At 30.4% G+C, this 17,709-nt stretch carries 17 protein-coding genes; 11 read left to right on the top strand and 6 right to left on the bottom strand.

Annotation, left to right across the window (positions count from 1 at the left end):
• Window positions 1-34: 34 nt before the first annotated feature.
• The 3 genes from BTO04_RS12880 to gpmI are packed head-to-tail and all read right to left on the bottom strand — an operon-like array spanning window position 35 to window position 2,497.
• Window positions 35-436 (bottom strand): BT0820 family HAD-type phosphatase, encoded by a 402-nt coding sequence (locus BTO04_RS12880; protein ID WP_087564886.1) that lies wholly within the window; start codon window positions 434-436, stop codon window positions 35-37.
• 4 nt (window positions 437-440) lie between these two features.
• The gene (locus BTO04_RS12885; protein ID WP_087564887.1) at window positions 441-965 is read right to left on the bottom strand and encodes a thioredoxin family protein; all 525 of its coding nucleotides are present in this window, start codon (window positions 963-965) and stop codon (window positions 441-443) included.
• Between the two features lie 14 nt (window positions 966-979).
• Window positions 980-2,497 (bottom strand): 2,3-bisphosphoglycerate-independent phosphoglycerate mutase, encoded by a 1,518-nt coding sequence (gene gpmI / locus BTO04_RS12890; protein WP_087564888.1) that lies wholly within the window; start codon window positions 2,495-2,497, stop codon window positions 980-982.
• Window positions 2,498-2,755: 258 nt separating this feature from the next.
• Between gpmI and BTO04_RS12895 the strand changes: the two genes are divergently transcribed.
• The 3 genes from BTO04_RS12895 (at window position 2,756) to BTO04_RS12905 (ending at window position 5,697) form a co-directional block, all read left to right on the top strand.
• A complete protein-coding gene (locus tag BTO04_RS12895) occupies window positions 2,756-3,145 on the top strand; it encodes an ankyrin repeat domain-containing protein (protein WP_087564889.1) in 390 nt (129 codons plus the stop codon).
• Between the two features lie 478 nt (window positions 3,146-3,623).
• Window positions 3,624-5,369, top strand: coding sequence for an aromatic amino acid hydroxylase (locus BTO04_RS12900; protein WP_087564890.1), 1,746 nt, complete (start codon window positions 3,624-3,626; stop codon window positions 5,367-5,369).
• A 31-nt stretch (window positions 5,370-5,400) separates the two neighbouring features.
• Window positions 5,401-5,697: a rhodanese-like domain-containing protein gene (locus BTO04_RS12905; RefSeq protein WP_232455903.1), complete on the top strand. Its 297-nt coding sequence runs from the start codon at window positions 5,401-5,403 to the stop codon at window positions 5,695-5,697.
• 7 nt (window positions 5,698-5,704) lie between these two features.
• Here BTO04_RS12905 and BTO04_RS12910 read toward each other — a convergent pair whose 3' ends face one another.
• The 3 genes from BTO04_RS12910 to alaS form a co-directional block, all read right to left on the bottom strand.
• Complete coding sequence (locus BTO04_RS12910; protein ID WP_087564891.1) at window positions 5,705-6,082, bottom strand: hypothetical protein; 378 nt, start codon at window positions 6,080-6,082, stop codon at window positions 5,705-5,707.
• Window positions 6,083-6,259: 177 nt separating this feature from the next.
• Complete coding sequence (locus tag BTO04_RS12915) at window positions 6,260-7,210, bottom strand: GSCFA domain-containing protein (RefSeq protein ID WP_087564892.1); 951 nt, start codon at window positions 7,208-7,210, stop codon at window positions 6,260-6,262.
• Between the two features lie 10 nt (window positions 7,211-7,220).
• Window positions 7,221-9,839 carry an alanine--tRNA ligase gene (alaS, locus tag BTO04_RS12920; protein WP_087565420.1) on the bottom strand — a complete coding sequence of 873 codons (2,619 nt, stop codon included), beginning with the start codon at window positions 9,837-9,839 and terminating at the stop codon, window positions 7,221-7,223.
• 162 nt (window positions 9,840-10,001) lie between these two features.
• On the opposite strand from alaS, the gene BTO04_RS12925 reads away from it, so the two are divergent.
• From BTO04_RS12925 to BTO04_RS12960, 8 genes are all read left to right on the top strand, one after another.
• Window positions 10,002-10,970: a M23 family metallopeptidase gene (locus BTO04_RS12925; RefSeq protein ID WP_087564893.1), complete on the top strand. Its 969-nt coding sequence runs from the start codon at window positions 10,002-10,004 to the stop codon at window positions 10,968-10,970.
• Between the two features lie 18 nt (window positions 10,971-10,988).
• Window positions 10,989-11,318 carry a MerR family transcriptional regulator gene (locus tag BTO04_RS12930; RefSeq protein ID WP_087564894.1) on the top strand — a complete coding sequence of 110 codons (330 nt, stop codon included), beginning with the start codon at window positions 10,989-10,991 and terminating at the stop codon, window positions 11,316-11,318.
• An 11-nt stretch (window positions 11,319-11,329) separates the two neighbouring features.
• Complete coding sequence (locus BTO04_RS12935) at window positions 11,330-13,144, top strand: acyl-CoA dehydrogenase (RefSeq protein WP_087564895.1); 1,815 nt, start codon at window positions 11,330-11,332, stop codon at window positions 13,142-13,144.
• A complete protein-coding gene (locus tag BTO04_RS12940) occupies window positions 13,144-13,920 on the top strand; it encodes an SDR family NAD(P)-dependent oxidoreductase (protein WP_087564896.1) in 777 nt (258 codons plus the stop codon). The genes BTO04_RS12935 and BTO04_RS12940 overlap by 1 nt, the downstream gene beginning before the upstream one ends.
• 86 nt (window positions 13,921-14,006) lie before the next feature.
• Window positions 14,007-15,224: an acyl-CoA dehydrogenase family protein gene (locus BTO04_RS12945; RefSeq protein WP_087564897.1), complete on the top strand. Its 1,218-nt coding sequence runs from the start codon at window positions 14,007-14,009 to the stop codon at window positions 15,222-15,224.
• Window positions 15,224-16,282 (top strand): phosphotransferase family protein, encoded by a 1,059-nt coding sequence (locus BTO04_RS12950; protein WP_087564898.1) that lies wholly within the window; start codon window positions 15,224-15,226, stop codon window positions 16,280-16,282. Before BTO04_RS12945 ends, BTO04_RS12950 begins: the two co-directional genes overlap by 1 nt.
• A gap of 1 nt (window position 16,283) precedes the next feature.
• On the top strand, window positions 16,284-17,036 hold the full coding sequence (locus tag BTO04_RS12955; protein ID WP_087564899.1) for an SDR family NAD(P)-dependent oxidoreductase: 753 nt from the start codon (window positions 16,284-16,286) through the stop codon (window positions 17,034-17,036).
• Window positions 17,037-17,096: 60 nt separating this feature from the next.
• Entirely contained in the window at window positions 17,097-17,708 is a 612-nt protein-coding gene (locus BTO04_RS12960; protein WP_087564900.1) for a LemA family protein, read from the top strand.
• Window position 17,709: the final 1 nt, after the last annotated feature.

Consider the following 17,709-nt stretch of genomic DNA (forward strand, 5'->3'; position numbering starts at 1 on the left):
AAACACCTAAATTTTAGTTTAGGTGTTTTTTAAGTTATTTTAAAAAAGAGAAAAAGCCTTTTTTCTTTTTTACGCCAGGTTCATAGTTAAATATTTCTTTGTAGATTTCTGTCCAACCTAAAAATCCACCAACGTTTCTGTCATCAATAAATAAATCTGCATGAATTTTTCTACTGTATTTTTTATCAAATATTTCTTCAGGGAAACTTTTATTTACTGCGTAAAACTCAATACCATTTTCTTTGCAAAAAACAACAGCTTCATCTAGTTTAGAGCCACACCTATAGGTCCAAAGAATTAATCGATACCCTTCTGATTGTAGTTTTTTTAATGTTTCAAAAGCAAAAATAATGGATTTCCCGATTTTTGGATACGCATCTTCTACAATGGTTCCATCAAAATCTACTGCTATTATTTTACTATTATTGGTAAGCATTATTTTATTTATCGTAAGAATGTTTATATGCTTGTCCTGAAAGAATTTTTAATATATCTTTTTCTAAAGATTCACGAGCATATTCTACATAACGTCCAATTTCTTTGCCGTCTCTGTAAAAAATAAAAGTGGGTACTCTTTTAATAGTAAGACCTCTTTGTAAATTATCGGGTGTTTTTTTACTTCTGTTTACTGTAATTAACTCAAAGTTTTTAGTATTAAAATCTGCTTGTTCTAAAATTTTATAAAAACGAGGAGTTTCTCTTTTACTATCTACACACCAAGTTCCCATAAAACCTTTAATTTTAACTCCTTTAAGTTTTTCTTTTAAAGCATTTACAGTTGCTGCATCTGGCTTGTAAGTATCATATCTTTGATTAAACCACCTTGAATAAGGTGCTTGGTTAAAAGATTCTTTATCTACTAAGCCAATCAAATCACCGCTTTTATTTTTTTGTGCAGTCACTTTTTTCTGAGTAGCACAAGATGATATAATTACAATTATTGCAATAAGGAAAAAGTTTTTCATTTCTAAAAATTAAATTACAATAAAGAGTGTTGTGTCATTTCTTTAGGTTGTTCAACTCCCATTAAATCTAAAATAGTAGGAGCAATGTCGCCTAATATACCACTTTTTATTGATTTTATTTCTTTGTCAATTAAAATGAAAGGTACAGGATTTGTAGTGTGAGCTGTATTAGGAGAACCATCTGGATTCATCATTGTTTCACAGTTACCATGATCTGCAATTAATAGAATAGAATACCCATTTTCTAAACCTGTTTCAATTACATCTTTTGCACATTTATCTACTGCTTCACAAGCTTTAATAGCAGCTTCCATAATACCTGTATGCCCAACCATATCTCCATTAGCAAAGTTTAAACAAACAAAATCTGTTTCCCCTTTTTCTAAATCTTCACAAAGTGCATCTTTTAATTCATAAGCACTCATTTCTGGTTTTAAGTCATAAGTAGCAACTTTTGGAGAGTTTTTTAAAATTCTAGATTCTCCTTCAAAAGGTTCTTCTTGTCCGCCAGAAAAGAAAAAAGTTACGTGTGGATATTTTTCTGTTTCTGCAATTCTAATTTGTTTTTTACCTGCTTTAGATAAAACTTCTCCCAAAGTATTTTTAATATTATCACTATTGTAAATAACATTTATTCCTGTAAAAGATTTATCATACAAAGTCATCGTTGTATAGTATAAATCTAATTTTTTCATATTGTATTCTGGAAAATCTTTTTGAGATAAAGCATTTGTTAACTCTCTTCCTCTATCTGTTCTGTAGTTAAAGAAAAGAACCACATCACCATCTTTAATTTGTGATTTTGGAGTGCCATCTTCCTTTGTTACAATAATAGATTTATGAAATTCATCCGTAATTCCTGCTTCGTAATTTGCGTTCATTGTAGCAATTACATCTGTAGTTTTTGTTCCAACTCCATTTACAAGACCATCATAAGCTTCCTTAACACGTTCCCATCTATTATCTCTGTCCATTGCATAATAACGTCCAGTAACAGAGGCTAATTCTCCACCATTTTCTTTCATGTATTGCTGAACATCATTTATAAAATAGGTTCCAGATTTAGGATCACAATCTCGTCCGTCTGTAAATGCATGTAAATACACATTTTCAACATTATTTTCTTTTGCAACATCTATAATTCCTTTTAGATGATCTATGTGTGCATGAATTCCTCCATTAGAAACCAAGCCTAATAAATGAACATCCTTGTTATTTTCTTTAGCATAATTAAGCGTATCTAATAATGCTTTTTCTTTTCCTAAAGTTTTTTCTCTTACCGCTTTATTGATACGTGCTAGATTCTGATAAACGATTCTTCCTGCACCTAAATTCATATGTCCTACTTCAGAATTACCCATTTGTCCTTCTGGTAAACCAACATGTTCACCATCAGTTCTTAATTCTGCATGTGGATACTTATCATATAAACCATTAATAAATGGCGTTTTTGCATTGTAAATAGCAGATACTTTTGGGTCTTGTGTAATTCCCCATCCATCCAAAATCATTAGTATAACTTTCTTGTTCATCTTCTAGAATTTATAAGGAGTAAAAATAAGAAATAATTATGTCTTCTGTTTAAAATTTCACGAAACCGATACCGTAAATTTTTAAGGTGTATTTATTTAAAAATGTTAAAATTTAACAGTATTAACATTTTTTATGATTTAGGTGTCTTAAAGTGTTAAACGCTTGTTAATGTCTAGTTTTAGTGAAACATTATTTTTTTTCTGCAGTCTACTATAATATAACAAACAAATAAATTTTTAACTTAAAATTCTATCATTATGAAAAAATTAATCTTACCAATTTTCTTAGGTCTTTTTGCAATTAGTACTATAAATGCAACTTCTATTAATGAACCAATAAAAGAAGAGAAATCTACAATGACTTCCTTTTCTAATAACGTAAACTCTTTTTGTAAGCTAATACAAATGGGGGATTTTGATGCTGTAAAATCTCTTATTAAAGCGGGTGAAGATGTAAATAAAAAATCAAACGGATTGACGCCGTTAATGTTTGCTGGAAGACACAACAAAGCAAAAATTGCCCAACTTTTAATAGACAACGGAGCAAAATTAAAAACAAGATCAGATAAAGGAAATATGACTGCACTTGATATGGCTAAAAGGTCTAAAGCACTTGATGTAGTTAAGGTTATTAAAAAAGCACTTTAGAAGTATTATTTGAATTAATTAAACTAAAGAAAAATAGACTGTCTGAAAAGACAGCCTATTTTGTGTTATAAGAATAGATGAATTTATCTTTTACCTTTTTTAATTCTTGCAACTCTATCTACCAAACCTTGTGCTTTTTGGTTAGGATATAAACCCATATATTGTTTTTCCATCATTGGACCTTATTGTAAATTAATTACAATTTCTTGTTACGGAGAAAGGCTAAATGATTGCGATTTGCATGTATCAGTATTAACTTCTCTCTGATTACATTTTTTTTGATACGCAAAAGCACTTAAAGTGATTCCTATAAACATTGAAATTTTCCAATTACCTCTTCTTATTTTTTTTTATTTTTTAATTTTTTGATTTTTGTTTGCTGCGTAAAATATATAAAACTAAATTTTTAACATCAAAAAAAGGGAATAATGAGTTGTATTATTCGTAATTTTACAAGGTAAATTTTATCAAATTCTTAATGAAAACAAATTTTCAATCAAACGAGGTGACAAAAAAGCTACCTAAACATCTCCATAAGTTTGTTGTAAAACAACCTTATCATGAATATACAGCACAAAACCAAGCAGTTTGGAGATATGTAATGAGGATGAATGTAGACTATTTAAGTAAAGTTGCTCATGAATCTTATATATTTGGATTAGAGAAAACAGGTATTTCTATAGAAACGATTCCTTATATGGAAGGAATGAATAGAATTTTAAAAGACATTGGTTGGGCTGCAGTTTCTGTAGACGGTTTTATTCCTCCAAATGCTTTTATGGAGTTTCAGGCGTATAATGTTTTGGTAATTGCTTCAGATATGAGAACAATAAATCATATAGAATATACTCCAGCTCCAGATATTATCCATGAAGCAGCAGGTCATGCACCAATTATTGCAAACCCAGAATATGCAGAATATTTAAGACGATTTGGAGAAATAGGAAGTAAGGCAATTTCATCGTCTAAAGATTATGAAATGTATGAAGCAATTAGGTTACTTTCTATTTTAAAAGAAAATCCAAATGCAATAGAAAAAGAAGTTTCTGAAGCACAGCAAAAAGTTGAGTTTCTGCAAGATAATATGGGCGAATTGTCTGAAATGGCACAGATTAGAAATTTACATTGGTGGACTGTAGAATATGGTTTGATAGGGGATTTAGAAAATCCAAAAATTTATGGTGCAGGTTTATTATCCTCAATAGGAGAAAGTGCATGGTGTATGCAAGAAGAGGTAAAGAAAACTCCTTATTCAATTGAAGCTGCAAACGTAAATTTTGATATTACAAAACCACAACCACAATTATTTGTTATACCAAATTTTGCACATTTAAGTTTAGTTTTAGAACAGTTTGCAAATAAAATGGCAATTAGAAAAGGAGGTTTAAAAGGTGTAAGGAAATTAATAAATTCTGAAAATTTAGGAACTATAGAGTTGAGCACTGGAATTCAAATTTCTGGCGTTTTTACAGATGTTATCTCAGATGAAAATGACAATCCTATTTATGTGAAAACTACCGGAAAAACAGCACTTTCTAACAGAGATAAAGAATTAATTGGTCATGGAATTGAAAAGCATACAGATGGTTTTGGAAGCCCAATAGGAAAATTAAAAGGAATTAATTTACCAATTGAAGACATGAGTCCAAGAGATTTAGATGCTTATGAAATTTATGAAGGAAAGCAAATAATGTTAGAATTTGAAGGTGGAATAAAAGTAATTGGAGATGTAATTACTGGAACAAGAGATTTAAGTGGTAGAATTTTATTAATTTCTTTTAAAAATTGTACAGTTACTCATGGAGATACCATCTTGTTTGAACCAGAATGGGGTATTTATGATATGGCTATTGGTAAAGAAGTTATTTCTGCTTATTCAGGTCCTGCAGATTTAAATTCTTTTGAAGATTTAGGGAAAGTTTCTGAAACAAAAACACATAAAATTAGCTACACTAATCAAGAAAAAGAGTTGTATAATTTATATGCAGAAGTAAGGAGAATACGAGAAGAAAATATAGCAACGGAAGAAAAAATAATAGCAATATTTAATCAGTTAAAAATAAATTTCTCTTCAGATTGGTTATTGAATTTAGAGTTATATGAATTAGCTTTGCAGAATAATTTTTCAATTCAAAATGAAATTTTGAAACAGTTAGAAAAGTTGAAATGTAACAAAAGCTACACAAAGCTTATTGAAAATGGATTAGTTTTGTGCGGAATTTAATAATAAAAAAAATAACATGGGTCTATTTGACATGTTTAAGAGAAAAGATATGAGTGCAGAAATAAAAGAATTCTTAGAAAAAGGAGCAATTATTTTAGATGTTAGAACTAAAGAAGAGTGGGATGAAGGGCACACGGCTAGCGCAAAACACATTGCTTTAAATTTAATCCCTTTAGAAATTGAAAAAGTAAAATCTTGGGGGAAACCTATTATTGCAGTTTGTAGAAGTGGAGCTAGAAGTGGACAAGCTACTCAGTTTTTATCTAAACATGGTATAGATATTATTAATGGTGGTCCTTGGCAAAATGTTGACCAGTTTATAAAATAGTTAAAATTTAACCATTCTTTTGAAGTGTTCTTAAACGGTTAAAAACTTTAAAAGAATGTGTTATTTTTCTTATCACTGCAAAAGTTCCTCCTAACATAGAGCCTACAAATATACCCATTGTAATAGGGTCATAATCATGTCCTGTGACTATGTATTTTATATAAAAAACAACTGCTCCAATTAATATTGAAACTAAAAACACTTGTAGTTTAGACTTTGATAAATGAGCATAAATACCGCAAAAAGCACCAGTTATAATTGATGTTGCAGTAATTTTTGTTAGCAGTAATTCTTTTAAGTATATTTCATCTAACATGAAAATTGAAGAAATAAATAGACCAATTAGAGTGCCAGCAATAATACCAATAATTATTTTTTTTATCATTTAGAAGGGGGTATATGGTTTGCAAAGTACAAAATATTTTCTTTATTAAATAAGGTGTTTTTTTTGTGCTCTCATAACAACTTCCTTTATGCTATAAAAGCACCGTTTTTTATAAAAAAAATAGTAAGAGAAATTTTAAAGCTCTCAATATACAAACCAATGTGATAAATACATTTTTTAGAAACTTATGAAAGAAAATTGCTGAGTTATTTTTTCTTTTTTTATTTCCAAATTGTTTAAAAATTGTTGATGTTTCTCAGAATTTTTATTAAAAGGTCTATGAGAAATTCCTTTTTGTATTGTTTCTATTTCTTGCATTGTAGTTAATGATTCACTAGAAAACCATGAAAAAATAAACCTTTCCCAAATGTAATTAATTGCTGTTTTACTTGGGTGAATCATGTCTTCTGCATAAAAACGATAATCACGTAATTCGTCCATCATAATTTCATAAGAAGGAAAGTAAAAGGTGTTATTTTTTTTATCGATAACATTATGAATTCCTGCAATTAAGTGCGATTTACTTTGGGTGTTTTCTATAAAACCATCTTTTAAATGACGAATAGGAGAAACCGTAAAAAGTACATTTACATCTTTATTTACAGCTTTTAAAAGTGAAATTATTGCTTCTAAAATTTGTGTAATTTCATCAACAGAAAGTAATTCTTTTAAGAATTTTTTCTGTGGAATTTTATGGCAATTGGCTACAACTTTATCAGTTTCTATAAAACGATAAACCCAAGAAGTTCCTAACGTAATTATTATATGTGAAGCTTCTTGTAACTGGTTGTTTGTTGATGAAATGGCAGTATTTAAATTGTTTAAAAGTTCATTTTTATCAACAGCACTTAAATTAGAATGCGCATCAAAACAATGCCAGCGTTCATTTTGAAAAACCAAATCAGTTGCTGTATAGACTTTTTTATTTATAGCATTTGTAATTAGTGATTCAATTGCTTTTGGGTGAAATAAGATCCCGAATGGATTTTGATTCGTTTGAAACTTAAAATGATTTAGTTTGTTGCCAATATTTTCTGAAAAACAAGATCCTAATAATAACAGTTTAGAATTATAATCTATTAAATTTCTTGTCTCTTTTTTTAATGGAATCTTGGTTTGGAGTTGCATACGCTAAAATTTATACCAAATACTCTTTAACTTTCTCTAAAACTTTAGGGATTCCACTAGGGTTTTTACCTCCTGCAGTTGCAAAGAAGTTTTGTCCACCTCCACCACCGTGAATTAGTTTACCTAATTCTCTAACAACTTTTCCTGCATCATAACCACGTTCATTTGCTAATTCTTTAGAAATGTAACAAGTTAACATTGCTTTGTCTTTTGCAGCAGAAGTAGCAAAAAATAAGAATAAATTTTTATACTCTTTCCCTAAAGAAAAAGCTAAATTTTTAATTCCATTTGGATCTAAGTCTATTTTTGTAGCTAAAAACAGTACACCATTAATTTCTTGCAATTGATTTTTTAATTCGCCAGTTAAATTTTGAGCTTTATCTTTTAGTAATTGCTCAATTTGTTTTTTTAATGATGAGTTTTCTTCTTGTAATACCTGTACTGCTTTTACAGGTTCTTTTGTATTATTTAATAAATCTCTAATTTCGAATAAAGCTTTATTGTTTTCAGAATAGAACTCTTTTACAGCGTCATTTGTAATTGCTTCAATCCTTCTAATTCCAGAAGCAACAGCACCTTCAGATTTAATTTTAAAATGCCAAATGTCACCTGTATTTTTTACGTGAGTTCCGCCACATAATTCAACAGATTTACCAAATTTTATAGCTCTTACAGTATCTCCATATTTTTCACCAAATAACGCCATTGCACCTTCTTCAATTGCTTGTTGCATTGGTATGTTTCTTTTCTCTTCTAAAGGAAGTTGACCAGAAATTCTATTATTTACAAAGTTTTCTACTTCACGTAATTCTTCAACAGTTAATTTAGAAAAGTGAGAAAAATCGAAACGTAAATATTTAGAATTCACAGCAGAACCTTTTTGCTCTACATGAGTTCCTAAAACTTCTCTTAAAGCTTGATGCAATAAGTGAGTTGCTGTATGGTTACATGCTGTTCTATGACGTTGTTTTTTATCTACAACTGTCTTAAATGTTGCATTAATATCTTTTGGAAGATTTTTTGTAAAATGAATAATTACATTGTTTTCCTTCTTTGTGTTTAAGATATAAAGAATATTTCCTTGTGAATCTTCTATATGCCCTTTATCACCAACTTGCCCACCACCTTCAGGATAAAAAGGAGTTAAATTAAATACAAGTTGATACATTTCGCCCTCTTTTTTAGAGACTACTTTTCTATAACGAGTTAATTTAACGGTAGCCTCTAAAGAGTCATAACCAACAAATTCTTCAATTTTATCATCCACTAAAATGGTCCAATCATCTGTAGACATTTCACTAGCTGCTCTAGACCTGTTTTTTTGTTTCTGTAACTCTTCTTGAAACCCTTTTTCATCTAAACTCAACCCTTTTTCAGAAAGAATTAAAGCTGTTAAATCTATAGGGAAACCGAAAGTGTCATATAATTCAAAAGCTTTTTCTCCAGATATCTGATTGTCTGTAGCGTTGTCTATAATTCTATCTAATAAAAGTAAACCTTGATCTAAAGTTCTTGAAAAAGAAGTTTCTTCTTCTTTAATTACATTTTCAATTAATTGTTTCTGCCCTTTAATTTCTGGAAAAGCATCTCCCATTTTTTTACTTAAAACTTCAACTAACTTGTAAAGAAAAGGTTCTTTTTTGTCTAAGAAAGTAAATCCATAACGAACCGCTCTTCGTAAAATTCTTCTAATTACATAGCCAGCACCAGTATTACTTGGTAGTTGACCGTCTGCAATTGAAAAAGCAACAGCTCTAACATGATCAGAAATTACACGAGTTGCAATATCTTGCTGCTCATTTTCTCCGTATTTTGTATTGGTAATTGTTTCAATTTCTCTAATTATTGGTGTAAAAATATCTGTATCATAATTAGATTGTACGTTTTGTAAAACCATACATAAACGCTCAAACCCCATTCCAGTATCAATATGTTTATTAGGTAGGTTCTCAAGAGAACCATTCGCTTTTCTGTTGTATTGCATAAAAACCAAGTTCCAGATTTCTACTACATGAGGATGGTCTTTATTTATTAAATCTTCTCCAGGAGTTTTTGCTTTTTCTTCAGCAGAACGAATGTCTACATGAATTTCAGAACAAGGTCCACAAGGTCCTTGTTCTCCCATTTCCCAGAAATTATCTTTTTTATTTCCCATTAAAATACGGTCTTCAGGAATAAATTGTTTCCATAAATCGTAAGCCTCTGAGTCCATTTTTAAGTTATCAGCATCTTTGGTTCCTTCAAAAACCGTTACATATAAAATGTCCTTATCAATTTTATAAACTTCAGTTAATAATTCCCAAGCCCAAGCAATTGCTTCCTTTTTAAAGTAATCTCCAAAACTCCAGTTCCCTAACATTTCAAACAGCGTATGGTGATATGTATCATAACCAACTTCTTCTAAGTCATTATGTTTACCAGAAACACGTAAGCATTTTTGAGAGTCTGTAATTCTGTTATTTTTTGGTTTTCCATTTCCTAGAAAATATTCTTTAAAAGGAGCCATTCCAGAATTTACAAACATTAAAGTTGGGTCATCCTTTGTTACCATTGGTGCAGAAGGAACAATTAAATGAGATTTTTCTTGGAAAAAGTTTAAAAAAGTTGATCTAACGTCTTGAGATTTCATAAAAAAAGAAATTTCCAATTAAATGGATTTTGTTAATATATCTTTAAAAATACTACTTTAAAAAAAGCAGTTGTAAAACATTTTGTAAATTCGTAAGTTATTAAAAATAAGTTTTCAATAAAAAATAAATTTTAAGAGTACAAAAATAGTACATTTAGCATTATGGCGAAAGTAAAATATTATTACGATGCAGACACGCTTTCTTACCGGAAAATTGCGGTAAAGAAAAGTGATTTCTTCAAGAAAACTGTTTATGGGTTTTTTTCGATACTATTAATTGCTTTTATTGGTTTTGTTTTTCTTAGTCAGTTTATAATGTCTCCAAATGAACGTTCTCAAAAAAGAGAATTAGAAAATCTTAAATTACATTACGATTTACTTTCCAAAAGAATGGAAGAAAGTTCTTCCGTTTTATCTCAACTTCAAGAAAGAGATAATAATATTTATAGAATTTATTTTGAGGCAAATCCAATTCCAGATGAACAAAGAAAAGCCGGCTTTGGTGGTGTAAATAGATATAAGTCTTTAGAAGGTTTTGATAACTCTACAATGATTACAAAATTAACTAAAGATATAGATGTGCTGTCAAAACAACTGGTTGTACAATCTAAATCTTTAGATGAAATAGTTGTTTTGGCTAAAGAAAAAGAAAAAATGTTAGCTTCAATTCCTGCAATATTACCAGTAAAATTAGTAGACCTAACAAGAATGGCATCTGGTTATAAATGGAGAATGCATCCTATTTTAAAAATTAGAAAATTTCATAAAGGAATGGATTTTACGGCGTCTGTTGGAACACCAATTTATGCTTCTGGAAATGGAACTGTAATTCGTTCTCAAAGAAGTGCAACATATGGAAAAGTGGTTTACATTGATCATGGATATGGGTATAAAACTATTTATGCACACATGAGTAAATTAAAAGCAAAAAGAGGACAAATAGTAAAACGTGGAGATTTAATTGGTTATGTAGGTAATACTGGTAGATCTGTTTCTTCACATTTACATTATGAAGTTCATAAAAATGATGTTGCTTTAAATCCAATTAATTTTTACTACGGAGACTTAACTCCAGAAGAATTTTTAGCGATGCAAAAAGCATCGGAAGAAGAAGGTCAATCTTACGATTAAATCTAATTACTGTTCTTTATGCATATTGACTTACCCGAAAAACGTTACTATAAGATTGGCGAAGTAGCAAAAGCTTTTAATGTGAACACATCATTAATTCGTTTTTGGGAAAAAGAGTTTGATATTATTAAGCCCAAAAAGAATGCAAAAGGAAACCGTCTTTTTACGCAAGAAGATATTGGGAACTTTAAACTTATATTCAGTTTAGTAAAAGAAAGGGGCTTTACTTTAGATGGCGCCAAACAAAAATTGAAGAAAAATCCAAGCAAACTTATTAAAAATCACGAAATTATTAGTAAATTAGAAGCTGTTAGATCCGAGCTGATGAAAATTAAAAATCAACTATAAAATTTCAAAATATGTCAAAAAAGTATGTAGACTTAGAAACACTTAAATACATACTTTATGATATTCACAAACTAAAAGACTTACTGGAGAGAGAACGATTTGAAGATCACGATATAGAATCGTTGAATCTTTTTATTGATGCTGTTAAAGAATTTTCTGATAGAGAATTGTATCCTTATTTTAGAGAAATGGATAAAACTCCTGCTTATTATAAAGAGGGTACTGTAATTGTTCATGAGCAAGTAAAAACGATGATGTTACAAGGAGGAGAAATGGGTGTTATTTCTGCTTCTTTTGATTATGAAGCTGGTGGCTTGCAAATGCCATTTACTGCGCTTCAAGCAGCTGTTTATATTATGGACGCTGCAAATAATAACTTACCTGGTTATGCTGGTTTAACAAGTGGTTCTGCAGAGTTAATTATAGAATTTGGCAATAAGAAACTTAATGAAATTTACGTTCCAAAAATGATTTCGGGTGTTTGGGCAGGTACCATGTGTTTAACAGAACCTCAAGCAGGAAGTTCGTTGTCTGATATTACTACAAAAGCAACGCCAACAGAGGACGGTTATTATAAAATTAGTGGACAAAAAATATTTATTTCTGGAGGCGATCATCAACATTCAGAGAATTTTGTGCACTTAGTTTTAGCAAGAATTAATGGCGCACCAAAAGGAACAAAAGGAATTTCATTATTTGTTGTTCCTAAAAATAGACCAAAAGCAGATGGAACTTTAGTATATAATGATGTAATGACGGTTGCAGATTTTCAAAAAATGGGACAAAGAGGTTATTGCACAACGCATTTAGGTTTTGGAGATTCTGATGATTGTAGAGGTTGGTTAGTTGGGGAAGCGCATAAAGGGTTAAACCAAATGTTTTTAATGATGAATGGCGCAAGAATTGCAGTTGGTAGAGGCGCAGCCGCTATTACAATGGCTGCCTATAGAGCGTCTTTGCAGTATGCAAATGAAAGACCACAAGGAAGAAAATTAACAAGTACAGGAAAAAAAAATCCTTCAGAAAGTCCGAGTTTAATTATTGAACATCCAGATGTTAGAAGAATGTTATTGCTGCAAAAATCAATTGCAGAAGGTTCTTTAAGTTTGGTTTTGTTGGCTTCAAAATACCAAGATATTATTACTACCTCAATATCAAAAGAAGAAAAAGAAAAATACAATTTACTGTTAGAAATGATTATTCCTATTGTAAAAACGTTTCCATCAGAAGCAGGAGCAGCATCTGTAGATAATGGTTTGCAAGTTTTGGGAGGTTATGGTTTTTGTACCGATTTTGTATTACAGCAATATTATAGAGATATTAGAATTTTTTCTTTATATGAAGGTACTACTGGAATTCAGTCACAAGATTTATTAGGTAGAAAAGTAACGATGCAAAACGGAAAAGGTTTGGCGTTACTTGCTGCAGAAATAATGCAGACAATTCACTTGGCCTCAAAAGAGGATGATTTAAAAAAATATGCTTTAGTTTTAGTAGAGAAATTAAAACTCTCGCAAAAAATAGTAGACCACTTAATGCCTTTTGCAGCGAAAGGAAATTACGAAAGATATTTAGCAGATGCTAATTTATTTATGGAGTATATGAGTATTGTAGTTTTAGGTTGGTTATGGTTAGAAATGGCTGTTGATGCAAAAACTGCATTATCTAATACTGATAAAAGATACTCAGAAGATTTTTACGAAAGTAAAATCCATACAATGAAATTTTACTTTAAATATGAGGTTCCTAAAACAAATTCATTGGCAGAATCTTTAATGAGTGATCAGGTTTTAACCATCAAAAAAGACAAAGAATACATCTTATAATGACACATATTTCAGAACAATTTAATTTAGAAGGAAAAGTAGCAATAATTACAGGTTCAAGCAAAGGAATTGGAAAAGCAATTGCAAAAGGCTTAGCACAAAATGGAGCACAAGTTATAATTTCTAGTAGAAATCAAGAAGCGTGTAATGAAGTTGTAAAAGAGTTTATAGCAGAAGGTTTAAAAGCAATTGGAATTGCTTGTCACATAGGGAAAGAAGAGCAACGTAAGGATTTAGTAGATAAAACAGTTGAAGCTTTTGGACGAATAGATATTTTAGTAAATAATGCAGCAATTAATCCAGTTTTTGGCCCAATTGAAGATGTAGATCCAGTAATTTTTGATAAAATTATAGATGTAAATGTAAAAGCTCCTTGGAGTTTATCAAACTTGGTTTTGCCACATTTAAAAGAGAATAAAAACGGAAGCATTATTAACATTGCATCAGTAGAAGCATTAACTCCAGGTTTGGGATTAGGATTATATAGTACTAGTAAAGCTGCCATTTTAATGCTTTCTAAGAATCAGGCAAAAGAATGGGGGAAATACGGAATCAGAGTAAATGCAATTTGTCCAGGATTAATAAAAACGAAATTCAGTTCTGCACTTTGGCAGAATGAAAAAATATTAGGCAAGGTTGAAAAAGCACTTCCAACAGGAAGAATGGGGATGCCAGAAGAAATGGTTGGCTTAGCTTGTTTATTAGCTTCTAATGCTGGGAATTATATGACTGGTGGTGTTTATGCAGCAGATGGTGGTTATATGATTGCAGGATAAAATTTATTAAAATTTACCACGTAGATATATAGGTAGCATAGTCTATGTTATATGTGGTAAAAATTATTGTAAACTAATTTTTAAAAATGAACTTCGATTACCCACAAAAATCAAAAGAATTACAGCATAAACTATCAACTTTTATAGAAGAGCATATTGTTCCGTTAGAGCAAGAATTTATTGCTTTTCAAAGTGATAAAAACAATATGTGGCAGCGTTTTCCTAAAACGGAATTGTTAAAGCAAAAAGCTAAAGATGCTGGTTTATGGAACTTGTTTCTTCCAAAAGATTATGGTGATTTAAGTCCAGGGTTAACCAACTTAGAATATGCTCCATTAGCAGAAATAATGGGAAGAAAAATCTGGGTTTCAGAAATATTTAATTGTTCTGCTCCAGATACTGGAAACATGGAAGTATTAGCAAAATACGGAAGTGAAGAACAAAAAAAAAGGTGGTTAAGACCTTTAATGAATGGAGAAATTCGTTCAGCTTTTTTAATGACAGAACCACAAGTTGCTTCCTCAGATGCAACAAATATTGAAACTTCTATTGTTTTAGATGGCGATGATTATGTAATTAATGGAAGAAAATGGTGGTCTTCTGGTGCAATGGACCCTAACTGTAAAGTTGCCATTGTAATGGGGAAAACAAATCCAAATGCAGAAAGGCATCAACAACAAAGTATGGTTTTGGTTCCTATGAATACAGAAGGATTAGAAATTGTAAGACCCCTTTCTGTTTTTGGTTATTATGATTCTCCAGAAGGACATGCAGAAATCATTTTAAATAATGTTAGAGTTCCAAAAGAGAATTTAATTTTAGGAGAAGGAAGGGGTTTTGAAATTGCTCAAGGTCGTTTAGGCCCTGGAAGAATTCATCATTGTATGCGTTTGGTTGGAATGGCTCAATATGCTTTGGAAATTATGTCTAAAAGAACTTTAGAAAGAGAAACATTTGGAAAAAAGTTTTACAATTATAGTAGTATTCGTCATGAAATTGCAAAATCGCAATGTGAAATAGAGCAAGCACGTTTGCTTACACTTTCTGCTGCTGATAAAATGGATAAATTAGGAAATAAGGAAGCTAAAGATTTAATAGCAATGATTAAAGTTGTTGCTCCAAATATGGCTCAAAAAGTAATAGATAGAGCAATGCAAATCTTAGGAGGAAAAGGTGTTGGACCAGATACGTATTTGCCACATTATTTTGCGATTGCACGAATGTTGCGTTTAGCAGATGGACCGGATGAGGTTCATATGTATCAACTAGGAAAAAGTTGCATTAAAAAATATGGAAGTCAATAATGAGCAATCAAAAAGTTAGAAAAGGTGAAGAGTTAAATGAAGTTTTGTTGAAGAAATACCTTCAGGAAAATGAATTGATCGATTCTGTTGGAAGTGACTTGTTTGTACAACAATTTACACATGGATATTCTAATTTAACCTATTTACTTGAGATTGAAAATAACCAATTTGTATTAAGAAAACCACCAATTGGCGCAATTAAAAGAGGTCATGACATGAGTCGTGAGTTTAAAGTGCAAAGTGGTGTAAGTAAAGTGTTTTCTAAAGCACCAAAAATGTTTGCTTTTTCTGATGATGAAACTATTTTAGGAAGTGATTTTTATATCATGGAAAAAGTAGATGGAATTATTCTTAATTATAAAGAAGCAAAAAAAAGAAATATTTCGCCATCAGAATACAGAACTATTGCAGATTCTTGGTTAGAAACCTTAGTAGAACTGCATACTATAGATTATAAAAATATTGGTTTGTCAGACCTAGGGAAACCAGAAGGTTATGTAGAACGTCAAGTTAGTAATTGGGGAAAACAATATCTAAAAGCCAAAACAGATGAGTATCCAGAAGTAGAAATGGTGATAAAATGGATGAATGAAAATCAACCAAAAGAATACAATCACTGTTTAATTCACAATGATTATAAATATGACAATGTTGTTTTTAAAGATGATTCTTGGCAAGAAATTAGAGCGGTTTTAGATTGGGAAATGGCAACTTTAGGGGACCCTTTGATGGATTTAGGAACTTCACTTGGTTATTGGACAGTAGCTACAGATCATGATTTTGTAAAACAAGGAATTCCTTCTCCAACAATTTTTGAAGGAAACCCAAGTAGAAGTGAAATTGCAGAAATGTACGCGCAAAAATCTGGAAGAAATGTAGATAATTTGGTATTTTATTATGCTTTTGGATTGTTTAAAATAGCAGTAATTGCACAACAAATATATTATAGATATCAAAAAGGATTTACAAAAGACCCACGTTTTGCTAATTTGAATAAAGCAGCAGAATTATGTTGTAAGTTGGCGTTAAAAGCTATCAAATCTAAATCAATAGATTAATATGGAGGTAAAAGATAAGGTAGTAATTGTTACAGGAGCTGGATCTGGAATAGGAAAAGCTACAGCAATTCATTTTGCAAAACACGGAGCAACTGTTATAGTTTCTGATATTGATTTAGAAAGTGCACAAAAAGTAGTTGATGATATAAAATTAAATAAAGGAAAAGCAACTGCAAATAAATGTAATGTTACAACATTTGAAGAAGTAGAAAACCTTATTGATAGTACTGTTAAAGAATATGGTAAATTAGATGTTATTGTAAATAATGCAGGTATTGGACCTAATTTATTAAGAACAGATAAATCTACTTTAGAAGATTGGGATCGTGTAATTGCAGTAAATCAAACAGGTGTATTTTATTGTATGAAGTTGGCTTTAAAACAAATGCTTAAACAAGGTGGAGGAAATATTGTAAATATTGCTTCTTTAGCGGGGTTAAAAGCATCTCCAAATAATATTAGTTATAGTGCAAGCAAATTTGCGGTTGTTGGAATGACAAAATCTGCAGCAATGGAGTATGCAACAAAAAATATTCGAGTAAACGCTGTTTGCCCTGGCTATACAGAATCTGCACTGTTAGATCAATTATTAGGCACAAAACCAGAAATGGATACAATTTTAAAAAGTGTGATTCCAATAAAACGATATGGAAAAGCAGCAGAAATAGCTGAAGCAGTTGTTTGGTTGGCGTCAGATAGTACAAAGTTTATTACCGGTCAAACAATTACATTAGATGGTGGAACTTCTCTTTAAATATTGTAGAATATTAAGTAAATTTGTAGAACAAAAAAGTAGAAATTAAATTTAGAAATTATGAAAAAATGGTTAATACCAGTAATAGTAATTCTTGTAATTGTATTTGGAATATACAATTGGGGAAAAGGTTTTAATAATCAGGCAGTTGTATTACAGGAAGATGCAAAAACTACTTGGTCTAATGTAGAGAGTTCTTATCAACGTAGAAATGACTTGATAGGTAACTTAGTAAAAACGGTACAGGGAGCTGCAGATTTTGAGAAAGAAACTTTAACAGATGTAATTAATGCAAGAGCAAAAGCAACTTCTGTAAATATAAATGCTAGTGATTTAACGCCAGAAAAAATGGCGCAATTTCAACAAGCGCAAGCAGGAATGACTGGCGCTTTATCTAAATTATTAGTATCTGTAGAACGTTACCCAGAATTAAAAGCAAATCAAAATTTCTTAGAATTACAAAGTCAATTAGAAGGAACAGAAAATAGAATTAATGTTGCTAGAGATCGTTTTAATGAAGGCGTAAATAATTATAATAAACACATTAAAATTTTCCCTAATTCTTTATTAGCGGGTGTTTTTAATTTTGATGAAATGACACGTTATAAAGCAAATGTTGGTTCAGAAAATGCACCAGATGTAAATTTCAATTTTAAAAATAAAAAAGAATAAA

The organism is Polaribacter sp. SA4-10 (genome assembly GCF_002163835.1).
Lineage (GTDB): Bacteria > Bacteroidota > Bacteroidia > Flavobacteriales > Flavobacteriaceae > Polaribacter.